This window comes from Nitrincola alkalilacustris, from assembly GCF_008973755.1.
GTDB lineage: Bacteria > Pseudomonadota > Gammaproteobacteria > Pseudomonadales > Balneatricaceae > Nitrincola > Nitrincola alkalilacustris.
This window is the reverse complement of the sequence record NZ_WBOM01000002.1, coordinates 268665-288201: the sequence shown is the minus strand read 5'-3', so window position 1 is coordinate 288201 and position 19537 is coordinate 268665. Positions and strand designations below refer to the sequence as shown.

Here is a 19537-nt window from a genome sequence, read left to right as displayed (position 1 = left end):
TCCGGGATCAGTCACGCCGGTGTTGCCGCACCGGCATGCGTTGCCTGATATCGGTCAGGTAATCAAGATCGATATCCGCCGTAACAAGCGCAGCCCCCCGTTTACAGCTGGAGATCACTTTCCCCCAGGGATCTACAATCATCGAATGTCCCCAGGTCTCACGTGTTTCACTGTGGCGCCCACCCTGGTTGGCTCCCAGTACATAGCACTGGGTTTCGCAGGCACGTGCCCGCAACAACAGTTTCCAGTGTGCCTTGCCTGTTTTCCAGGTGAATGCAGAGGGTACACTGATCACCTGAGCACCGGCAGCCAACAGGCGTTGATAATGCTCAGGAAAGCGCAGGTCATAGCAGATGCTCAACCCCAGTCGTCCAACAGGTGTATCAACTACCTGAACCTCATCACCACCCGGCTCAATCCAGTCGGATTCACGATACACCTGCTGTGCATCTCCCACATCGACATCAAACAGATGGCGTTTGTCATAACTGCAGCAGATCTCACCATCACTATCCACCACCAGGCTGCGGCTGCGTACCCGCCCCCGGTCGAGCGCTTCATTGGACTCATTGCGCAGTGCCGGAATACTCCCTCCCACCAGCCAGAGACCATAAACCCTGGCGCAGTGGATGAGAAACTCGGTCAGCCTGCCTTTTGTATCCTCCAGCTCGGCAACAGAGCGCATCTGCCGACTGTCAAAGATGGCAAAATTCTCCGGCAATAGCGCCAGCGTACACTCCGCCTGGGCAGCTTCAGCTATCAGCCTTTCTGCCTGGCTCAGGTTCTGCTCCAGCTCGGCACCAGATACCATCTGAATGACACCTGCTTTCATGACTCACCCCCCGATCGCGTGATCAACTTCCTGAGTAATCAACTGGATCTGTGGATCTCCCCAGTCACCTGTCAGGGTATAGCGGATAGCCGTCAGTTTCTCAAGGCTTCCACCTGTAATTCTGTCTATGATAAACAGAGCACCAGCCACATGAGGTGCCCCAAGCAAAGCGGCACCAATAGTCAGGTTACTGCTTACCGGCAACAGCACTTCAATCGATTTATCTACGGTTTCATTGATCAGATCCAGCGACCCTTCAAGCCCCATCACCGCAGATGGCCCAGTCAACTGAAGCGGGGCGCGCGTATGTGCAATTCCCTGTTCCAATCGGTAATCAGCCGTTAATTGATCAAATACCACTCCTCGCTTGAGCAGATCACTGAAATCGAGGCGTAAGCGTCTGGACAGAGTATTCAGATTCAGAATGCCGAAAACTCGCAGGAAATTTGCACTGTTGCCCGACTCAATCAACCGGCCATTGACGGCATTCAGCGTAACCTCGCCCGACAAGCGGGCCAACTCAAAGTCCCAGGGCGCTCCCGACCAGTCTAGCTGGATATCCGAGTTAATCCGCTCCGTCTCAATCGCTCTGCCATACCCCCAACGCTCCAGCACATCACCGATATCGGCACCCTCAATACGCAGCGTCAGCCCCGTATTCGATCTGCTGCCAGTGTGCCAGGTCGCCTCACCCCTGACCTGAACCTGTTGTAGATCACCTTCAATACCCCTGACCGCAACCCGGTCCCGCTCAGGTCTGAGCGACAAACGCCACTCGCCCATCGGCTTCTGTCCAATTATCAGATCAGCGACGTGAATATCCAGGGCAGGAATATCTGCGGGCGACAGTGGAGTCACAGGCTGCACGCCCTCTTCCTTACCGCTCAGCATGCCCTCCACCAGGGCAAAGTGTGCCAGATCCAGGCGCCAGAGCTGCCCATCATGTTCTGGTATAGACAACTGCCCCGTCATATTGGGTGCTGCCAGCTGAAGTTGCCAACCACCACCCAGCGCAGGCCTCAGCACCAGGACGAGATCATCTATCGAGACACCTCGTGCCTCGAAGCGCCCGATTTTCAGCGCCAGACGGCTCAGAACCGCATGGCTAGCCTCCACATCAGCCGCATCTGTGAAAGATGACAAAAAGGATCTGATCACAGGCTCTGACAGGTACTCTATCTGTCCATCCACTACTATTCCCGGACCTGCCGGCAAGGTCACACCGTCAGTCCCCAGATGAACATGTCCGCGCAAGGGCATCTGCAGATCAAAAACACCATGCAACTGATCACTATAGCTGAACATCAGCTCATCACGATCCAGCAGTATCGACAGCTCCAACAGCCGCTCCGTGTCTGAGGGCTTGCCATAAGGCGCCGGCAGATCCACTGCCACACCCTGCAGCAGCGTATTGATACTCAAGCGCGAACAATCCGGTTGCTGTGGACACACCAGCAGCCGGGCGTGGTAGTCGGTCACTCCGGTCATTAACTGCAGCAAACTGACATCCGTCCATTCACGCATACGCGCGGGGTCAATACGCCCGGTCAGACTGATTCCCAGTTGATCACCCTCAGTATCAATACTGCCGCGGATTCGCTCACCAAACAGGCGACCTTCCAACCCTTCAGCATGTAGACCACGCTGAGTACTGTAGGTTAGCTCACCTTTCAATTCGCTCAGATCGAGCCGTTGCTGCTCTGATACCAGACGACCCGATGTCACCTGAGATACTGCATCTATTTCGGGATTATCACGACCATTCAAGGGTATCTGCAGATTCAGCTGTGTCTGCAACTCACCCGACAGGGACCACTCATCAAGCGGGTTGCCTATCTCATCACGCAGAGGTGTCTGTTTCAGAAAGTACTCAAGATCCCCGGCAGGGCCCTCAAGCTGCGCAGCGATGTGTACACGATCGGAACCACTGGGAAGATAGACCCAGCCGGAGTGAATTTTCGTATCCCGAATCCTGCCTGAACGAATATCGATCCGCATCGTATCATTGTACAGTTGCATGAACAGATCGCCCTCCTCAACAGCCGGCCACCCGGGCTGGTAAGAGAATTCAGCCTGATCGATATCAAAAAACAGCTGAACAGTCATCGGAGAGGGGGATGCAGATCTACGCGTGCCGCCATGAATCAACAAGCCACCCTGATTCAGATGACCGCCCATGATCGACTCCGCCAGCCAGGCATGAAGCTCTTCTCCCACCTCCTGCAAAGGGGTATAACGCTCTGTCTGCAGAGCGTCACTGCCGGTCATGCCGATCATCAGGGTCAGCTCAGTCTGCTCCTGATTATCAAAAGGCACTACCATGCTGAATCGACCCGCGCCGCTGACATACTCATCCGCCAGCCGCAGGAGTCCGCTGCCTACCTTGACCCCCTCTTCATCGATCCGCCAGTTAACCACACCACCGGCACTATCGTAGCGCCACCCCTCTGGATAGAGTTCGGGGAAATAAAGGGTGAAGTCGTCACTGCGCAGGTAAATCTCGCCCTCGGTCAGGGTGGCCTTCAGCCGTCCATTGATACCACTGACAGCCGGTGCTTCATCCCAGGCAGACAGACCAAGGTTTTCCAGATCAGCATCCAGCTTCAGGCTCATCAGATCAGCAGGGTCGTCCCAGTCGAGCCTGATATTACGCAGTATTCCCTCAGGTGCCAGTGTCAGCAGCAAGTCATCCAGGAAGGGCGGCAAAAATGGCTGGAACTGCAACCAGTGATGGACTGCCCCAAGATCCAGCATCGGAATGCCGATATGATGCAGAGCCGGTGACTCTTCATGCAGACCAATATCAGCCACCAGCAGTGGCAAGTTGAACGCAGCACCTCCACTATGCAACACCAGATCCTTGATCTGCAATTGATGTTCACTGCCGGAAGGAATCAAGGCAATCTGCATGCCCGCTTTCTGAATTCCGGGCATATCCACCAGGTCCAGCTCCAGTCTGTCGAGCGTGATATTGCCCAGCAGGTGGCTCAACCGGCCATGGCGCCAGTCACCCCAGATCTCAGTCTGCAGAGAGAGTTCATTCACAGTGACCGGGAGAGGAAACAGCTGCAGTAATTCAGGCCCTAAGGCATCCGTACTCACATAGAAGGAGAGATCACCCTGCAAAGGATCAGAAAGAGGAACATCACCACCCTGCAATGCAAATCGTATCTGATTGTTACTGCCCAGCAGCGGCATATGCATCGAGCCACTGACCTGAAACTCATGCTCAGTACTCTCAAAACGTGCATTAACCGGGGATATCAGTTGCAGATTCCCCTGTTCAGGTTGCAACCCAATATGCAGATTTTCCACCGTTATGGATGGTTGCTGAAGAAGAAACCTGAGCAAGGGCTGCAGACTCTCTTCCTCACTCGCCTCGCCGTCCGGTAACCAGCGTCCATGCTTCTCCTGCCACCTCAGATCCGTTTCTGACAGGTTGAGAAATTCAAATACGGGCGCCCTGGACTTTATACTGCGCCAGAAGTCGAGTTTAAGATCCAGTTCACTGACAATCAGTGAAATCTGAGCCTGCTCTGGTGACAAACTGTCGATCGAGATATCTGTCAGGGTAAAACCGGGATTCAGGCCCTCCAGCTCTCCAGCGATCGCGCCGATAGTCACACTCATACCCAGATGATCACTGACTTTCTGGGCCAGAACATCCTTGTAAATATCTGCCTGAGGCAGCGCTATTCTAACCACCACCAACAACAGAGCAATCAGCAGCCCCAGGATAAGCAGCAGCCAGAGCAGGCGACTAGCAACCTGTCGCATCAACGACTCCGTCAGCGCAGCACAACGTCAAAGTGCTCTGGGTTGTACATGCTCTCAACCTGAAAGCGAATGGTTTTGGAGATAAAGGATTCAAGCTCAGCCACATGGCTGGAGGCATCATCCAGCATATAGTCCACCACCAGCTCAGCTGCCAGCACCAGATAGCTGTCGGCCTCATAGGCACGATGCTGGCGCAGAATTTCACGAAAAATCTCATAGGCAACAGTCTCAGGGGTTTTAATCGAACCACGTCCCTGGCACATGGGGCAAGGCTCACACAGCACCTGCTCCAGACTCTCCCGGGTTCGTTTACGCGTCATCTCGACCAGCCCCAGGTCCGACACGGAAGTCACCTTGCACTTGGCATGGTCCTTCTCCAGCATCCGTTCCAGCGTTCGCTGCACCTGGCGCTGATGATCCGGGTCTTCCATATCGATAAAGTCGATAATGATAATACCACCCAGATTACGCAACCTGAGCTGGCGCCCAATCGCAGTGGCAGCCTCAAGGTTGGTCTTGAAAATAGTCTCTTCCAGATTGCGATGACCGACAAACGCACCCGTATTCACATCAACGGTAGTCATCGCTTCGGTCTGATCGAAAATCAGATGGCCGCCGGATTTCAGCTCGACCTTGCGCCCCAGCGCACGCTGCATCTCCTCTTCAACACTGAACATGTCAAACAGCGGGCGCTCACCTGGATAGTATTCCAGCTTGTCGCGAATTTCAGGTACCAGAGACTGTGCAAAATCTACTGCGCGCTGGTAGGTCTCCTTTGAATCAATACGTATCCGCTCGACACCACTATGCGCCATATCTCTGAGCGCACGCATATGCAACGGCAGATCTTCATAGACGATGGCAGGAGCCTTCAATTTACCGATCCGCTCATCAACCTTGACCCAGAGTCTGCGCAGAAAATCCAGATCGGCCTTCAGTTCAGCCTCGCTGATCCCTTCCGCCACCGTGCGCAGAATAAAGCCATTCTCATCAACCAGCCCCTGACCCTCGACGTTCAGAATAGATTCAAGCGCCGTGCGCAGACGCTCACGCTCTGCCGAATCTTCAATGCGCTGAGAGATGCCGATATGTGAATTGCCCGGCATCAGGACAAGATAGCGTGAGGGTACCGAAATATGCGTGGTCAGTCTGGCGCCCTTGGTACCGATAGGGTCTTTCGTGACCTGTACCAGCAGCGTATCGCCTTCGCGCAGCAGCTGTGCGATGGAAACGCCTGTACGCGAAGCTGCCGGCAGGTTCTGGTCCATTACCTCATCAACAGGGATAAAGGCAGCACGTTCCAGCCCGATATCGACAAATGCCGCCTGCATTCCCGGCAACACTCGCACAATTTTACCCTTGTAAATATTACCGACTATGCCCCGCCGGCTGACCCGCTCAACATAAACCTCCTGAGGCATGCCATTTTCTATCACTGCCACGCGAGTTTCCATCGGCGTGAAGTTGATCAGAATCTCATCTGCCATTCTGTTTTCCTTACTGCCTGTCGGGCAGATTAATGCGTAGTGTCAGGTGTCGTCCAGACCGGCACGGCAAATTCAGCCAGCAGGCTCGCTGTTTCCATCAGTGGCAATCCGACCACAGCAGAATAACTGCCTGAAATAGATGCAACAAAGACAGCACCCAGCCCCTGAATACCGTAGGCTCCTGCCTTGTCACAAGGTTCCGATGTCTGCCAGTAGCGACGACACTGCGCCTGGGTCAGGTTCACAAAGGTGACATCTGTCGTAACCACCTGACTGATGCAAAGCTGAGCATCACAGACTGCCACCGCCGTCATCACCTGATGCACTCTGCCAGACAGTCGCATCAGCATCGACACGGCATCCTGCTCATCAACCGGTTTGCCCAGCACCAATCCATCAACCACGACACTGGTATCTGATCCCAGAGCTGGCAGATCCGAACCCGCCAGCTTAAAACCGGCTTCAGCCTTTTCTCTGGCCAGACGTTCAACATACTGCATGGCAGTCTCATCCGGCAACTTATCTTCACAGATGTCCACCGCCATCTTATGGTGTTTAACACCTATCTGCGTCAGAAGTTCACTGCGGCGAGGAGAAGCTGATGCCAGCACCAGTCGAGGTTCACTCTTACTACTCATGATAGATTACTCTATTCGGAAAGTACGCCTGATCCGATGCAGCATGACATAGATCCAGGGCCAGATCAGTGCACTGATGACAGAAGGCAGCAGGAACATCAGCCCGGCAACCGCCGTACCGGTAATCCCCTGCATCCAGTAAAATAACAGCTGATTGATACCCACCAGCACCAGCACCATCATCGACTGCTGCCAGAGCGGGAACATGCGCAGCCGCTTATAGAGCAGCAGCACAAGAAAGGCAATAATAGTCAATGACAGCGCATTCAACCCAAGCACACTGCCACGCACAAGGTCCAGCAGTAAACCGATGGCAAACGCGCTGGCCAGCCCCACACGATGTGGAACCACCATCACCCAGTAGATCAATACCAGAGCGACCCACTCAGGCCGGGACCAGACCAGAAAATCCGGCAGAGGTACCTGCGTCAGAATCAGGCCCAGGAGAAAAGTGCCGAAGATGATGAAACCACCACCCTGGCGCGTATCATTCATTGTCGCCCTCCGGCTCAGAAACGGGCAGCCGGGATTCACGATAATCCACCAGCAGAAGATGTCGACTTCTGTCAAGGCGTGCTGATGGTCTGGCCTTGACCAGAGAGAAGGGGCGACCCGGATCACGAATCACCTCGGTCACCACGGCAACAGGATACCCCGGCGGGAAACGCCCCCCCAGACCTGAGGTCAGCAGCAGGTCACCTTCACGGATATCTGCAGTGTCGGGCACATGAGCGATCTCCAGCTCACCTGATACACCTCGACCTATCGCAATGGTACGGAAATTGTTGCGCACCACCTCGACGGGAATCGCCGTTCTGGCATCCGTAATCAGCATCACTCGACTGGTATAATGTGCCGTTGACAGTACCTGCCCCATGACGCCACCAGCATCCAGAACAGGCTGCCCCTCGAAGACGCCATCCTCCGAGCCGCGGCTCAGAATAATCTCATGCAGGAAGGGGTCTGGATTGATACCGATCAATTCGGCCATGGTGACATCAGCTTCAATGCGTTGGCGGGCATTGAGCAGATCGCGCAACTGCTCGTTTTCACGCTCAAGACCCGCCATGAGCTGGACCTTACGTTCCAGATCCAGGGACTCGGTACGCAGACGCTCATTATCACGCACCAGCGTGGCTCTATCGACAACAACATCCGAGAGGTTATCAGCCGCTCGCGCCGGAAGGTCGACCATCCACTGCAATGGGGTAATCAACAGCGACAGATAAACCCGCCCCTCCTTCATCTTGGGCCAGTTAAGATCAGCCACAATCAGGAAAAGAGCGAGTATTAACAGAGCAATAAACAGCGGGCGTGGATTACCTCGTCTGAAAATAGGGTTAATAAAGCACCTCCACCCTGTTCAGAACAAGGCGCTTATCAAATATCACAACCCTCATGGACAGCCCTGTTTATTCGTGCGTCAACAGCTCGAAGGCATGCTTATCAAGCATTTCGAGTGCTTTACCGCCACCACGTGCAACACAGGTCAGAGGATCTTCCGCCATGATAACAGGCAGACCGGTCTCCTCGCTGATCAGACGATCGATATTACGCAGCAGAGCACCACCACCCGTCAGCACGATACCATGCTCGGCAATGTCCGATGCCAGCTCCGGTGGGCAGCCCTCCAGCGCACTCTTGACCGCTTGGACAATCGCAGACAGAGGCTCCTGCAGCGCCTCCAGGATCTCATTGCTGTTCAGCGTAAAGCTGCGTGGAATCCCCTCGGCCAGATTACGACCACGAACATCGATTTCAAGCACTTCATTGGTCGGGTAAGCGGTACCGACCTCCTGCTTGATGCGCTCGGCTGTTGCATCGCCGATCAGACTGCCGTAGTTGCGACGCACATAGGTGACTATCGACTCATCAAATCGATCACCCCCTATGCGAACAGACTCTGCATAGACAATACCATTCAGAGAGATAACCGCGATTTCAGTGGTACCACCACCGATATCCACCACCATGGAGCCATTGGCCTCATCAACCGGCAAACCTGCACCGATTGCCGCAGCCATGGGCTCCTCAATCAGATAGACTTCGCGCGCGCCGGCGCCGATGGCAGATTCACGTATGGCACGACGCTCAACCTGAGTGGATTTACAGGGCACACACACCAGCACACGGGGGCTCGGGGTCATGAAGCTGTTGCCATGAACCTTGCTGATAAAATACTGCAGCATTTTCTCGGTGACATGAAAGTCTGCAATAACACCATCCTTGAGCGGACGAATTGCGGTAATGTTGCCAGGAGTACGACCCAGCATGCGCTTTGCCTCAGTACCGACAGCAGCGACAGACTTCTGATTCCCGGTGGTGCGAATTGCCACAACAGATGGCTCATTCAACACTATATCGCGATCGCGGACATAAATGAGGGTGTTAGCGGTCCCCAGATCGATGGAGAGATCGCTTGAAAAGATTCCTCGGATTTTCTTGAACATGAAAGTGGATACCCTGAGATTAGCCCTATTTGGCCGATAATCCTGAAAGCCACTAACTCTAACAATGGCGGGGATTTTGAGCAAGGAGCAAATGTGTTAACTTACACATCTTTGACAGAATAGATGGTTGAACCGTGTATTTCGTCATGACATTTTTGGATTAAACAGAATATTAGTTATTTTTAGTGAGTAACCGACTTATGTCACTGGACCGATCCGACGTAGAACGAATTGCACATCTGGCTCGCCTGCAGATCAATGACCAGGATATTCCGGCCTATGCCGAGAACCTCAGTAGCATTCTGCACCTTTTTGACCAGATGCAGTCCATCGACACGACCGGTGTCGAGCCACTGGCACACCCGCTGGATGCCGTTCAGCGCCTGCGCGCCGATGTAGTGACCGAATCTAACCAGCGCGAGCTGCTGCAGAGAAATGCACCAGCAACAGAAAATGGCCTGTTCCTGGTTCCCAAAGTCATCGAATGATCATCGCCACCCAATTCTGCAAGGAAACTCCAGACAATGTTTGATCTGACACTGGCCGAACTGGCCAAAGGTCTGCAAAAACGTGAATTCAGCAGTGCCGAGCTGACCCAAGCCTACCTGAACCGCATTCACGACAAAGACAGCCTGTACAACAGCTACATCAGCGTGTGCGACGAACAGGCGCTGCAGCAGGCCGCTGCAGCTGATGCGCGTATTGCACAGGGTGATGCTGGCCCCTTTACTGGCCTGCCGATTGCTCACAAGGATCTGTTCTGCACCAAAGGCATCAAAACCAGCTGCGGTTCCAGAATGCTGGATAACTTCATCTCCCCCTATGATGCCACACTGGTAAGCCGCTTCAACGAAGCCGGTGCAGTGACGCTGGGCAAAACCAATATGGATGAGTTCGCCATGGGCTCCTCCACCGAAAACAGCTACTACGGCCCATCACGCAACCCCTGGGATACAGAGCGCGTGCCCGGCGGCTCATCCGGCGGCTCTGCTGTTGCCGTATCGGCACGCCTGGCTCCAGCCACGACAGGTTCGGATACCGGCGGCTCTATTCGTCAGCCTGCAGCCCTGTGTGGCATTACCGGTATCAAACCAACCTATGGTCGCGTCTCCCGCTATGGCATGGTTGCCTACGCCTCATCGCTGGATCAGGCTGGCCCCATGACACGCACGGCAGAAGATGCCGCCATGATGCTGCAGGTGATGGCAGGAGCCGACCCGCTCGACTCCACCTGCGCCGAGCAGCCAGTTCCCGATTATATGGCTGGTTTGAATACTCCACTGGCAGGATTGAAAATCGGTCTGCCAAAAGAGTTCTTCGCCGAAGAGCTGGATCCCGCCATCGCTGAGCAGGTCCAGAATGCTATCCGCGAATACGAGAAACTGGGCGCCAGCGTGCAGGAGATCAGCCTCCCCAATACCCGCCTGTCGATTCCGGCTTACTATATCCTTGCCCCGGCAGAAGCCTCCTCCAACCTGTCGCGTTTTGACGGCGTCCGCTATGGCTATCGCTGCACAGACCCGAAAGATCTGGAAGACCTTTACAAGCGCAGCCGTGGCGAAGGTTTCGGCAGTGAAGTTCAGCGCCGTATTCTGGTCGGCACCTACGCCCTGTCAGAGGGCTATTATGATGCCTACTATCGCAAGGCACAGCAGATCCGCCGCCTGATACAGCAGGATTATATCAACGCGCTGCAGCAGGTGGATGTGATCATGGGCCCCACTACTCCACACCCGGCCTTCCGTATCGGCGAGAAAAGCAATGATCCCGTTTCGATGTATATGGAAGATATCTTCACGCTGTCGTTGAACCTGGCAGGACTACCCGGCATGTCGATCCCTTGCGGACAGACGGCAGGACTTCCTGTCGGTCTGCAGATCATCGGCAACTACTTTGCCGAAGCGAAACTGCTCAACGTCGCGCACCAGTTCCAACTGGCAACCGACTGGCATAAACAGACACCGGCAGGCATTTGAGAGGATAGTGTAAATGGAATGGGAAACCGTCATCGGGCTTGAGATACATGCTCAGCTCTCTACCAACACCAAGATTTTTTCAGGTGCCAGCACTGCCTTCGGGGCAGAACCCAACACCCAGGCCTGCGCCGTCGATCTGGCGCTGCCAGGCACCCTGCCTGTATTCAATGAAAACGCCTTGCGCATGGCGGTGATGTTTGGTCTGGCTGTCAATGCCGAGATCGGCAAGCGCTCTGTTTTTGACCGTAAAAACTATTTTTATCCGGATCTGCCCAAAGGCTATCAGACCACCCAGTTGGCCGAACCGATTGTTGGCCCCGGGTATATCGATATCGAGCTGGATGACGGCACCACGCGCCGTGTACGCATCCATCATGCTCATCTGGAGGAGGATGCCGGAAAATCACTGCATGAAGACTTTCATGGCATGTCTGGAATCGATCTCAACCGTGCCGGCACGCCTCTGGTGGAAATAGTATCAGAGCCGGATATGCGCACGGCCAAGGAAGCCTCCGCCTATGCCAGAAAAATCCACGCCATCATCACCACGCTGGGCATCTGCGACGGCAACATGGCAGAAGGCTCAATGCGCTGTGACTGCAACGTCTCGGTGCGCCCAAAGGGGCAGGAAGCGCTCGGTACCCGTACCGAGTTGAAAAACATCAACTCCTTCCGTTTTATCGAGCGCGCCATAGAAACTGAGGTAGCCCGTCAGATAGACCTGATTGAGGATGGCGGTCGCGTGATTCAGGAAACGCGCCTGTATGATCCTGAACGCAATGAGACCCGAAGTATGCGCAGTAAGGAGGAAGCCAATGATTACCGCTACTTCCCCTGTCCTGACCTGCTGCCGGTGATCATTGACGATACCTATATCGAACAGATCCGTGCAGAGCTGCCAGAGCTGCCTGACGCCCGCAAGGCACGTTTTGTCAGCGAGTTCGGTCTGTCTGAATATGATGCCGCTGTATTGTCAGCCTACCATGCGCAGGCTGATTACTTCGAGCAGGTGACACGGGTAGCAGGCGATGCCAAACAGGCTGCCAACTGGGTCATGGGCGAACTGGCGAAAAACCTGAACCAGAAAGATCTGGATATCAAGGAAAGTCCGGTAAGCGCAGATCAACTCGGCGGCCTGATCGCCCGCATCAAGGATGACACCATCACCGGCAAGATTGCCAAGCAGGTCTTCGAGATCATGTGGGCCGAGGGTGGTAGCGCTGATGAGATCATCGAAGCCAAGGGCTTGAGGCAGGTAACGGATACCGGCGCGATTGAAGCGATTGTCGACCAGGTGATTACCGAATGTACAACGCAGGTTGATCAGTACAAGGCAGCTGAGCCGGACAAGCGTGGCAAGATGCTCGGTTTCTTCATGGGCCAGATCATGAAGGCTTCACAGGGCAAGGCCAACCCGGGACAGGTTCAGGGGCTGCTGAAACAGAAGCTCGACGCACTCTGCGACTAGCCTCTACCCCTGAGGCCGGGACAACTCAACGTCCCGGCCCGCTTTACCCCTCACCCAAAAACCCCGCCTGTTCAGAACCTGTCGAACAGCCTGATCTGCCTATCATCAAGCCTCAGTGCAAAAAAATCGTCACATGAAAAAAAGACACTTGCATTTCAGTGAATACGAATTATTATTAGTTACTGTCTTGTTAGTATCTTTCACACGAGGTCACATTCATGTATGTCTGTATCTGCAACGCCGTTACCGACAAAGCGATAAGAGCAGCTGTTGCTGAGGGTGCGCGCTCGATTCGTGATCTGAATCGCGAGCTGGATGTCGGTGGGCAGTGCGGGAAGTGCACCTGTGTAGCACGCGCGATTTTACGCGCGGAGCAGGAACAGCTCGCAGATCAGCTGGCCTATGCGATCTGAAAAAGGTCGATCTGAACAGCCAGCGCACGCAGTAATACGGCACTGGCTGAGCTCAACAGATCAAATCAATACTCAATCATATCTACAGGTTTAGGCGTATCGCTGGTGCTGACTGGCAGCAGTGGATATTCCACACGCGGTATTTCACCGGTCAGAGTGCGCAGGAACGCAGTGATCGCTCCGACATCAGCATCACTCAACTCAGTACCTAGCTGAGCAGTGCCCATTACAGCCACAGCCTCTTCCAGCTCCCAGATCGCACCTGAGTGGAAATAGGGTGCAGTCAGCTCGATATTGCGCAGCGGAGCCGCACGGAAAACATATTCATCCGTTGCAGTACCACTGACCATGAACCGTCCCTTATCTCCCGGTGGCAGAATATCCGCACCAGGGCGCTTCACCAGACCAAAGGGGTAGTAATTCTCACCACCGAAGTTGGTTCCGGCATGACATGCCGCACAGCCACGATCCATAAACAGGGACAGACCCTCTTTCTCCTCACTGCTCAACGCATCCAGATCACCTGTGATGAAACGATCGAAGGGGGAGTTGGGTGTGATCAGCGTAGCTTCAAAGGCTTCGATAGCAACCGCCATATTATCGAAGGTCACCGGATCCGCTTCACCCGGGAAGGACTCCTTAAAGCGTTCAACATACTCCGGCATGCTGTTCAGAGTAGCGACAACACGCTCAGGAGTGCTGCTCATTTCAACACCCGCCTGCACAGGTCCTTTCGCCTGTTCAGCCAGATCAGCAGCCCGACCATCCCAGAACTGGGCGGCATTGAATACGGCATTGAAAACCGTTGGCGCATTGCGCGGGCCTTTCTGCCAGCCATGACCGATCGATACCGGCAGATAATCGTGCCCACCCATGCCAACGTTATGGCAGGTGTTACAGCTGATCAGATGACTGGAAGACAAGCGCGGCTCAAAGAACAGCATCTTACCCAGCTCTACCTTCTCGGGCGTCAACACATTGCCCTTGATCACTGGTGGCTCATCCGGAATGGGGTTGAAGATAGCAGCCGCACGCTGCTGTAAACTCTCATCCGCCATCACAGGAGCTGATAGTGCGAGAACCAGGGCAGTCGACAAAGCGCCTATTGCATATTTCATAAAGCCTCCTTTATAACCCCGAACTCTTAGGGGTCTTGAGACCATATTAGCAATATTTGTTTTACTGGTTCCATTATTACAGGCTTCAAACTTGATTTATATCAAGCAGCAGTTGAATAGAGGTGTGCGAATCACTGAAAGGAGCCAGCAGGAAATGTATGATCAAGTAAGCAAGTCAGCCAATGAGTCCACCACCCGATCCGGCTGACTCAGCGCAATCGGCTCGCCGTGATTATAGCCATAGCTGACACAGACTACCTGGCACCCTGCCGCACGTGCCGCACGGACATCATGCATTGAGTCACCGATAAACAGGGCACGCCCGACTGAAACCTCCTGTTTATCCAGCACCCAGTGAACCTGAGCAGGATCAGGTTTTTTCAGACTGAGACTGTCACCAGACACTACCTGACAGAAATACCCAGCGATCTCAAGCGATCGCAGCAGTGGCTCAGTAAAGGCATGGGGCTTGTTGGTCACGATAGCCATAGGCACCTGTGCTCTGCACAAGGCATCAAGCAGCTCCATTACACCTGGATAAAGCCGACTGCTGCGGCCGTTGCACTGAGCATAGGCAGCCAGAAACAGTTCATAGGCGATCGGAAACAGCTCGGCATCGGCAGGGTTTTCCAAATGATTACCAACCGAGGCATCAACAGGAGCATCAACAGGCACAAGCCGCCCTGCCAGCGCTCGCCTGACCAGCATCTGCGCACCGTTACCTACCCAGACACGTACCTGATCCTCACCGGCTGGCTCCCTTTCCAGGGCTGACAGCATCTGATCCACGGCACGAGCCAGATCGGGCACACTGTCAACCAGCGTGCCATCCAGATCAAACATCACCAGCTCTGGCAATTCACCGCCGAACAGTTCTCGCATCAGGCAGACACCTTCGCCAGCTCTGCCCGCATCTGCAAAATGGTGGCTTCATAGTCATCAGTATTGAAAATAGCTGAACCGGCAACAAAGGTATCGGCACCGGCACGTGCGATCTCGGCAATATTACCTATTCCGACACCGCCATCTATCTCAAGCCGGATCGGCAGGCCGCTGGCATCAATACGCTGCCTGACCTGTCGCAGCTTATCCAGAGTGGAGGGAATAAACTTCTGACCACCGAAACCCGGGTTCACCGACATCAGCAGAATCATATCCAGCCTGTCCATCACATGATCAAGGTAGTGCAAGGGCGTAGCCGGATTGAACACCAGACCGGCCTTGCAGCCGCCGTCGCGGATCATTTGCAAAGAGCGATCGATATGCTCTGATGCTTCCGGATGAAAGGTGATCCAGCTGGCTCCGGCATCAATGAAGTCACCAATCAATCGATCAACCGGCTTCACCATCAGGTGCACATCGATCGGTGCCTTGATACCGTGATTGCGCAGTGCCTTGCAGACCATCGGCCCGATGGTCAGGTTGGGCACATAGTGGTTATCCATCACATCGAAGTGCACCACGTCTGCACCGGACGCCAGCACCTGAGTCACCTCTTCACCCAATCGGGCAAAGTCAGCAGAAAGAATGGAGGGGGCAATCAGAAAATCAGACATGGCTATCCCGGTCGTCAGTTGTCGAAATTTGCGCTATTGTAACGCAGCAGAACCGAGGCTGCAGCCTCTTAATCAGTGCAAAACCACCAGTAACAGGGAAACCGTGATTCGCTCAATGACCAGCCACCTACTTGCCATTTTACTGATACTCGGGATATCCATGCCCCTGCATGCTCAGGAAAACATTCCCGACCCAGCAACAGCACCTGATGCGGCATTTGGTACAGCAGATTCTCCAGCGCCCATTACAGAGCGTTTTGCAGCCCCCCGCATGTCCAGAGCTGAGCGGCTGGCCCAGGTACTTCCTGCAGATACAGAGCTTCAAACCTTTGAAAGCGGCAACGAAACCTATTATGCGCTGATCCAGCTCGCCAATGCGGCTGAAAGTCATGGCAGTATTCTGATCCTGCCAGACATTGTCAGCGGTGAAATCTGGGTGGAACAAAGTGCACATATGCGCCATTATCTGGCAGATCATGGCTGGACAGTTCTGGTGATGGAGATGCCCTTGCCTGCCCCTCCTCCAATACCGGAGCGCACCCTGCCGCTGAGAGTCGATCCTCCAGTTGCCAGCGATTCAGCAGCACCGGAACCCGCTGCAGATGCAGGCCTGACAGCAGCACCGGAAATCTCTTCTGAACCTCAACCAGCGCCAGAACCTCTCCCTCCCTATGCGCAGCGCATCTCGCAGCGTATAGGTAACGGGCTGGAAGAGTTGCGCCTCAGAGACACCAACGCCGAGGAAAGAGAGGTGATCATAGCCATCGGCAGCAGTGCCGGTTGGGCAGCCGACTACATTCAACAGATGCCGGAACAGAGCAGACCCAGCTTGCTGATAATTGATCCGCGCCCATCCCGAAGTGCTGAGCAGCCGGACCTGCTTACCAGCATTACCTCACTGCGCAGCCTTATCATAGATCTGTACCATACACCTCAACCCGGCCAGCCAGTTGTAACTCCTGACGCACGACAACGCCAACAGGCAGCTCGCCGCAGCGCTCACCCTGATTATCATCAGGCCAGAATTTCAGGCTCAGCCAGGGGCTGGAACAACCCCTGGCTGAGCCGACAAGTACGTGGAAAGCTGAAGCGACACCTGCTTGATCCGCACGAGTCCGACGAGTATTCAGAGGGGATCGCACCGACCGAACAGCGTCCTCCTGGTCGCAACCCTTTCAGCATGGATCTTTAACGCATGCCTCTGGCTTCACGAATGCGCTCGTAGGCTGCCTGGATCTCCTGCACCTTCTCAGTAGCCAGCAGCATCATCTCCTCAGGCAAGCCACGCGCCACAAGCTTGTCCGGGTGGTGTTGACTCATCAGTTTACGCCAGGCCTTTTTCACTTCCTCATCCGTCGCATCAGGCGACACACCTATCACACCATAAGCATCCTGCAACAACATCCCCTGATTACCGGGTGTCGCCCGACCATGAGCATCATAACTGTGTTGCTGGAAGGCTTGCGCAGCACGGATACGCTGCACCACCGCTTCCATCTCATGCGGGTTGAATCGAAGATGTCTGCAGATCTCCTCAATCACTCGCAGCTCAGGCTCGGATATTTCACCATCCGCCATCGCAATGGCCAGCTGCATCTCAATAAACATCAATTTGACGGCAGGACGGCGGCGCAACATGATCGCCAGCGGCTGCAACACGATACCGAGATCAAACTCACTGCCTTTGCCCTCATTGAAATGGGCAATCGCACGCTTTCTAGCCTCATCATTCAGGTTCATGCGCGCCATCACCTCACGTGCCAGCTCGATCTCGCTCTCGGATACACGGCCGTCAGCCTTGGCAATCTTACCCATGGCACTGAAGGTAGCTTTGAAGAAAAGCTGCTGCGGTGACAGATCCCTAGCCTTGCGGATCGTCTTTTCCAACAGATAGCCGATAAACCCGCCAAACAGCAAGCCGAAGATACCTCCGGAAACCAGCCCGATCATCCCGCCGATCACCAGCCCTGTTCTGTAGCGCAAAAAACCCTCTGCCAGGCGTTTTCCCTGCCCTTGTGCTTTGTTATTCATGCCCACTGTGCTCAGTTAATAGTTGATTCAGTTCAGCCAGCCGCGCAGGGGTTCCTACATCTGACCAGATACCTCGGTGCCAGTATCCACTCGCTCGCCCCTGCTCTATCGCCTGGCGCAGCAAAGGTGCCAACGGGAAGGCCTCCACGTCCACCTGCTGTGGAAAAAGCTTTCGGTGCAGCAGACTGATACCGGCAAATGTCAGTGCTCGCCCATCAGTTCCGCTCAACTGCCCATTATCCTGCAACAGAAAATCACCCTGCGGATGCCACTCCGGATTATCCACCATCACCAGATGAGCCAGGCATGACTCAGATAACGGCGCCGACAAAAGATCACACAGCGAAAGATCCGAATAAACATCGCCATTGATCACCAGCAACCGCTCATCATCGCGCAGTGCCAGCAATGGCAGAGCGCGCCAGATTCCACCACCTGTTTCGAGCGGCTCTCCTTCCGACGAGTACTGGATCTGAAGCCCCCAGCGCTCGCCGGAACCAAGTGCCGCCTCAATTTTGTGGCCCAGCCAGGCATGATTGATCACTACCTGCTGCACACCCACTGCTGCCAGATTCTCCAGATGGTGCTCGATCAGAGCCTTGCCACCTGCTGTCAACAGCGGCTTGGGAGTTTCAAGTGTCAGTGGTCGCATCCGCTTCCCCAGGCCCGCTGCCAGAATCATCGCCTTCATGTATTCCACCAGTGTGACAGCGACTGTGCTCGATAGTGCTCATTGGTTTCCAGTACTGGTATCACCGTCTGGCCCAGCCAGGCGTGGAAATCGGAAAACACAGGATAGCGTCCGGATGCGCGATAGAGATAGCTCAGAGTGCGCGGTATATCACCCAGGTAGCCTGCCTTGCCATCACGCAGCCAGAGCCGCGCAAAAATACCCAACACCTTAAGCTGGCGCTGCATACCCATCAGTTCAAACTGTTGCAGGAACAACTCCGGCTCAGCAACGCTCTGTTGCTTTTCCAACATGCCGCGATAGCTCTCGACCCAACCCGCCACACGCTGATCAGGCCAGTCGATATAGGCATCACGCAGCAAGGAGACCAGATCATAGGTCACCGCACCTCTGACCGCATCCTGAAAATCCAGCACACCGACACCGCCATCAGCCAGCGCCATCAGATTGCGCGAATGATAGTCCCGGTGTACACAGACCTGAGGCTGGGACAGGGCCGAATCCACAAGACGATCCTCAACCTCATCCAGCATCTGCCTGGTATCTTTACCCGGACTCAGCCCAAGCAACTGCTGAACAAACCACTCACGAAACAATCCCATTTCCCGTTTCAACAAGGCTTCGTCATAGGGTGGCAAGGAGGCTGTCGACTGCTGCTGAATCTCCACCAGTGTCTCCAGAGCTTTCCCATACAAAGCATCAGCGCTGTTGTCATCCAACTGACTCAGCAGCAACGTGTTGCCAAAATCATCCAGCAGCAGAAAACCCAGCGCCAGATCATGGCTGACAATTTGTGGCACCCTGACACCCGCCTGATGCCAGGCACTTGCCACAGCCACAAAGGGATGACTGTCCTCCAGCTCAGGCGGAGCATCCATCACAATCCAGCTCACTCCCTCTCCACTGAGTCGAAAATAGCGGCGAAAGCTGGCATCTCCCGATACGGCCTCCAACTGAATTTCTCCGGAAACCGGCAGCCCTAACCTCACTACTTCATCTTTTACCCACTCATTCAGGGCTGTGAGCCTACTTCCCATTCCCTATCCTCTAGCACTTGGTGTATTGAATGCTTTATCATGCAACGCTTGTATAGTACTAGA

At 54.5% G+C, this 19537-nt stretch carries 18 protein-coding genes; 5 read left to right on the top strand and 13 right to left on the bottom strand.

Annotation, left to right across the window (positions count from 1 at the left end; all coding sequences use genetic code 11):
• Window positions 1–7: 7 nt before the first annotated feature.
• The 7 genes from F7R27_RS04150 to F7R27_RS04120 form a co-directional block, all read right to left on the bottom strand.
• Entirely contained in the window at window positions 8–832 is an 825-nt protein-coding gene (locus F7R27_RS04150) for a carbon-nitrogen hydrolase family protein (RefSeq protein ID WP_151702956.1), read from the bottom strand.
• A 3-nt stretch (window positions 833–835) separates the two neighbouring features.
• Window positions 836–4609: a YhdP family protein gene (locus F7R27_RS04145; RefSeq protein ID WP_151702955.1), complete on the bottom strand. Its 3774-nt coding sequence runs from the start codon at window positions 4607–4609 to the stop codon at window positions 836–838.
• An 11-nt stretch (window positions 4610–4620) separates the two neighbouring features.
• Entirely contained in the window at window positions 4621–6096 is a 1476-nt protein-coding gene (gene rng, locus F7R27_RS04140; RefSeq protein WP_151702954.1) for a ribonuclease G, read from the bottom strand.
• Window positions 6097–6125: 29 nt separating this feature from the next.
• Entirely contained in the window at window positions 6126–6734 is a 609-nt protein-coding gene (locus F7R27_RS04135) for a Maf family protein (RefSeq protein WP_151702953.1), read from the bottom strand.
• 6 nt (window positions 6735–6740) lie between these two features.
• The gene (gene mreD / locus F7R27_RS04130; RefSeq protein ID WP_151702952.1) at window positions 6741–7229 is read right to left on the bottom strand and encodes a rod shape-determining protein MreD; all 489 of its coding nucleotides are present in this window, start codon (window positions 7227–7229) and stop codon (window positions 6741–6743) included.
• The gene (gene mreC / locus F7R27_RS04125) at window positions 7222–8025 is read right to left on the bottom strand and encodes a rod shape-determining protein MreC (RefSeq protein ID WP_276612556.1); all 804 of its coding nucleotides are present in this window, start codon (window positions 8023–8025) and stop codon (window positions 7222–7224) included. Before mreC ends, mreD begins: the two co-directional genes overlap by 8 nt.
• A gap of 121 nt (window positions 8026–8146) precedes the next feature.
• On the bottom strand, window positions 8147–9184 hold the full coding sequence (locus F7R27_RS04120; protein WP_151702950.1) for a rod shape-determining protein: 1038 nt from the start codon (window positions 9182–9184) through the stop codon (window positions 8147–8149).
• A gap of 200 nt (window positions 9185–9384) precedes the next feature.
• On the opposite strand from F7R27_RS04120, the gene gatC reads away from it, so the two are divergent.
• The 4 genes from gatC to F7R27_RS04100 all read left to right on the top strand — a co-directional run bounded on the left by gatC (window position 9385) and on the right by F7R27_RS04100 (window position 13041).
• A complete protein-coding gene (gene gatC, locus F7R27_RS04115) occupies window positions 9385–9672 on the top strand; it encodes an Asp-tRNA(Asn)/Glu-tRNA(Gln) amidotransferase subunit GatC (RefSeq protein WP_151702949.1) in 288 nt (95 codons plus the stop codon).
• A gap of 36 nt (window positions 9673–9708) precedes the next feature.
• Entirely contained in the window at window positions 9709–11160 is a 1452-nt protein-coding gene (gene gatA / locus F7R27_RS04110; protein ID WP_151702948.1) for an Asp-tRNA(Asn)/Glu-tRNA(Gln) amidotransferase subunit GatA, read from the top strand.
• Window positions 11161–11173: 13 nt separating this feature from the next.
• The gene (gatB, locus tag F7R27_RS04105) at window positions 11174–12628 is read left to right on the top strand and encodes an Asp-tRNA(Asn)/Glu-tRNA(Gln) amidotransferase subunit GatB (RefSeq protein WP_151702947.1); all 1455 of its coding nucleotides are present in this window, start codon (window positions 11174–11176) and stop codon (window positions 12626–12628) included.
• Between the two features lie 218 nt (window positions 12629–12846).
• Window positions 12847–13041 (top strand): bacterioferritin-associated ferredoxin, encoded by a 195-nt coding sequence (locus F7R27_RS04100; protein ID WP_151702946.1) that lies wholly within the window; start codon window positions 12847–12849, stop codon window positions 13039–13041.
• Between the two features lie 65 nt (window positions 13042–13106).
• Here the strand turns inward: F7R27_RS04100 and F7R27_RS04095 are convergent, their stop codons facing one another.
• From F7R27_RS04095 to rpe, 3 genes are all read right to left on the bottom strand, one after another.
• Window positions 13107–14159: a cytochrome-c peroxidase gene (locus F7R27_RS04095; protein ID WP_151702945.1), complete on the bottom strand. Its 1053-nt coding sequence runs from the start codon at window positions 14157–14159 to the stop codon at window positions 13107–13109.
• 162 nt (window positions 14160–14321) lie between these two features.
• Entirely contained in the window at window positions 14322–15041 is a 720-nt protein-coding gene (locus F7R27_RS04090; RefSeq protein ID WP_151702944.1) for a phosphoglycolate phosphatase, read from the bottom strand.
• Window positions 15041–15715, bottom strand: coding sequence for a ribulose-phosphate 3-epimerase (gene rpe / locus F7R27_RS04085; RefSeq protein WP_151702943.1), 675 nt, complete (start codon window positions 15713–15715; stop codon window positions 15041–15043). The genes F7R27_RS04090 and rpe overlap by 1 nt, the downstream gene beginning before the upstream one ends.
• Window positions 15716–15830: 115 nt before the next feature.
• Here rpe and F7R27_RS04080 point away from each other — a divergent pair, with 115 nt between their 5' ends.
• Window positions 15831–16907 carry a DUF3530 family protein gene (locus F7R27_RS04080; protein WP_168927419.1) on the top strand — a complete coding sequence of 359 codons (1077 nt, stop codon included), beginning with the start codon at window positions 15831–15833 and terminating at the stop codon, window positions 16905–16907.
• Here the strand turns inward: F7R27_RS04080 and djlA are convergent.
• From djlA to F7R27_RS04065, 3 genes are read right to left on the bottom strand one after another with little or no spacing between them, the layout of a single operon-like run.
• Window positions 16904–17746: a co-chaperone DjlA gene (gene djlA, locus F7R27_RS04075; RefSeq protein WP_151702941.1), complete on the bottom strand. Its 843-nt coding sequence runs from the start codon at window positions 17744–17746 to the stop codon at window positions 16904–16906. The two genes, F7R27_RS04080 and djlA, sit on opposite strands and share 4 nt — an antisense overlap.
• Entirely contained in the window at window positions 17739–18437 is a 699-nt protein-coding gene (gene murU, locus F7R27_RS04070; protein WP_151702940.1) for an N-acetylmuramate alpha-1-phosphate uridylyltransferase MurU, read from the bottom strand. Before murU ends, djlA begins: the two co-directional genes overlap by 8 nt.
• Window positions 18434–19474, bottom strand: coding sequence for an aminoglycoside phosphotransferase family protein (locus F7R27_RS04065; RefSeq protein ID WP_151702939.1), 1041 nt, complete (start codon window positions 19472–19474; stop codon window positions 18434–18436). The genes murU and F7R27_RS04065 overlap by 4 nt, the downstream gene beginning before the upstream one ends.
• Between the last annotated feature and the right edge of the window lie 63 nt (window positions 19475–19537).

Coding starts and splice junctions, on each gene's coding strand:
- F7R27_RS04150 (WP_151702956.1), bottom strand. CDS start 832: ATGAAAGCAGGTGTCATTCAGATGGTATCTGGTGCCGAGCTGGAGCAG.
- F7R27_RS04145 (WP_151702955.1), bottom strand. CDS start 4,609: ATGCGACAGGTTGCTAGTCGCCTGCTCTGGCTGCTGCTTATCCTGGGG.
- rng (WP_151702954.1), bottom strand. CDS start 6,096: ATGGCAGATGAGATTCTGATCAACTTCACGCCGATGGAAACTCGCGTG.
- F7R27_RS04135 (WP_151702953.1), bottom strand. CDS start 6,734: ATGAGTAGTAAGAGTGAACCTCGACTGGTGCTGGCATCAGCTTCTCCT.
- mreD (WP_151702952.1), bottom strand. CDS start 7,229: ATGAATGATACGCGCCAGGGTGGTGGTTTCATCATCTTCGGCACTTTT.
- F7R27_RS04120 (WP_151702950.1), bottom strand. CDS start 9,184: ATGTTCAAGAAAATCCGAGGAATCTTTTCAAGCGATCTCTCCATCGAT.
- gatC (WP_151702949.1), top strand. CDS start 9,385: ATGTCACTGGACCGATCCGACGTAGAACGAATTGCACATCTGGCTCGC.
- gatA (WP_151702948.1), top strand. CDS start 9,709: ATGTTTGATCTGACACTGGCCGAACTGGCCAAAGGTCTGCAAAAACGT.
- gatB (WP_151702947.1), top strand. CDS start 11,174: ATGGAATGGGAAACCGTCATCGGGCTTGAGATACATGCTCAGCTCTCT.
- F7R27_RS04100 (WP_151702946.1), top strand. CDS start 12,847: ATGTATGTCTGTATCTGCAACGCCGTTACCGACAAAGCGATAAGAGCA.
- F7R27_RS04095 (WP_151702945.1), bottom strand. CDS start 14,159: ATGAAATATGCAATAGGCGCTTTGTCGACTGCCCTGGTTCTCGCACTA.
- F7R27_RS04090 (WP_151702944.1), bottom strand. CDS start 15,041: ATGCGAGAACTGTTCGGCGGTGAATTGCCAGAGCTGGTGATGTTTGAT.
- rpe (WP_151702943.1), bottom strand. CDS start 15,715: ATGTCTGATTTTCTGATTGCCCCCTCCATTCTTTCTGCTGACTTTGCC.
- F7R27_RS04080 (WP_168927419.1), top strand. CDS start 15,831: ATGACCAGCCACCTACTTGCCATTTTACTGATACTCGGGATATCCATG.
- djlA (WP_151702941.1), bottom strand. CDS start 17,746: ATGAATAACAAAGCACAAGGGCAGGGAAAACGCCTGGCAGAGGGTTTT.
- murU (WP_151702940.1), bottom strand. CDS start 18,437: ATGAAGGCGATGATTCTGGCAGCGGGCCTGGGGAAGCGGATGCGACCA.
- F7R27_RS04065 (WP_151702939.1), bottom strand. CDS start 19,474: ATGGGAAGTAGGCTCACAGCCCTGAATGAGTGGGTAAAAGATGAAGTA.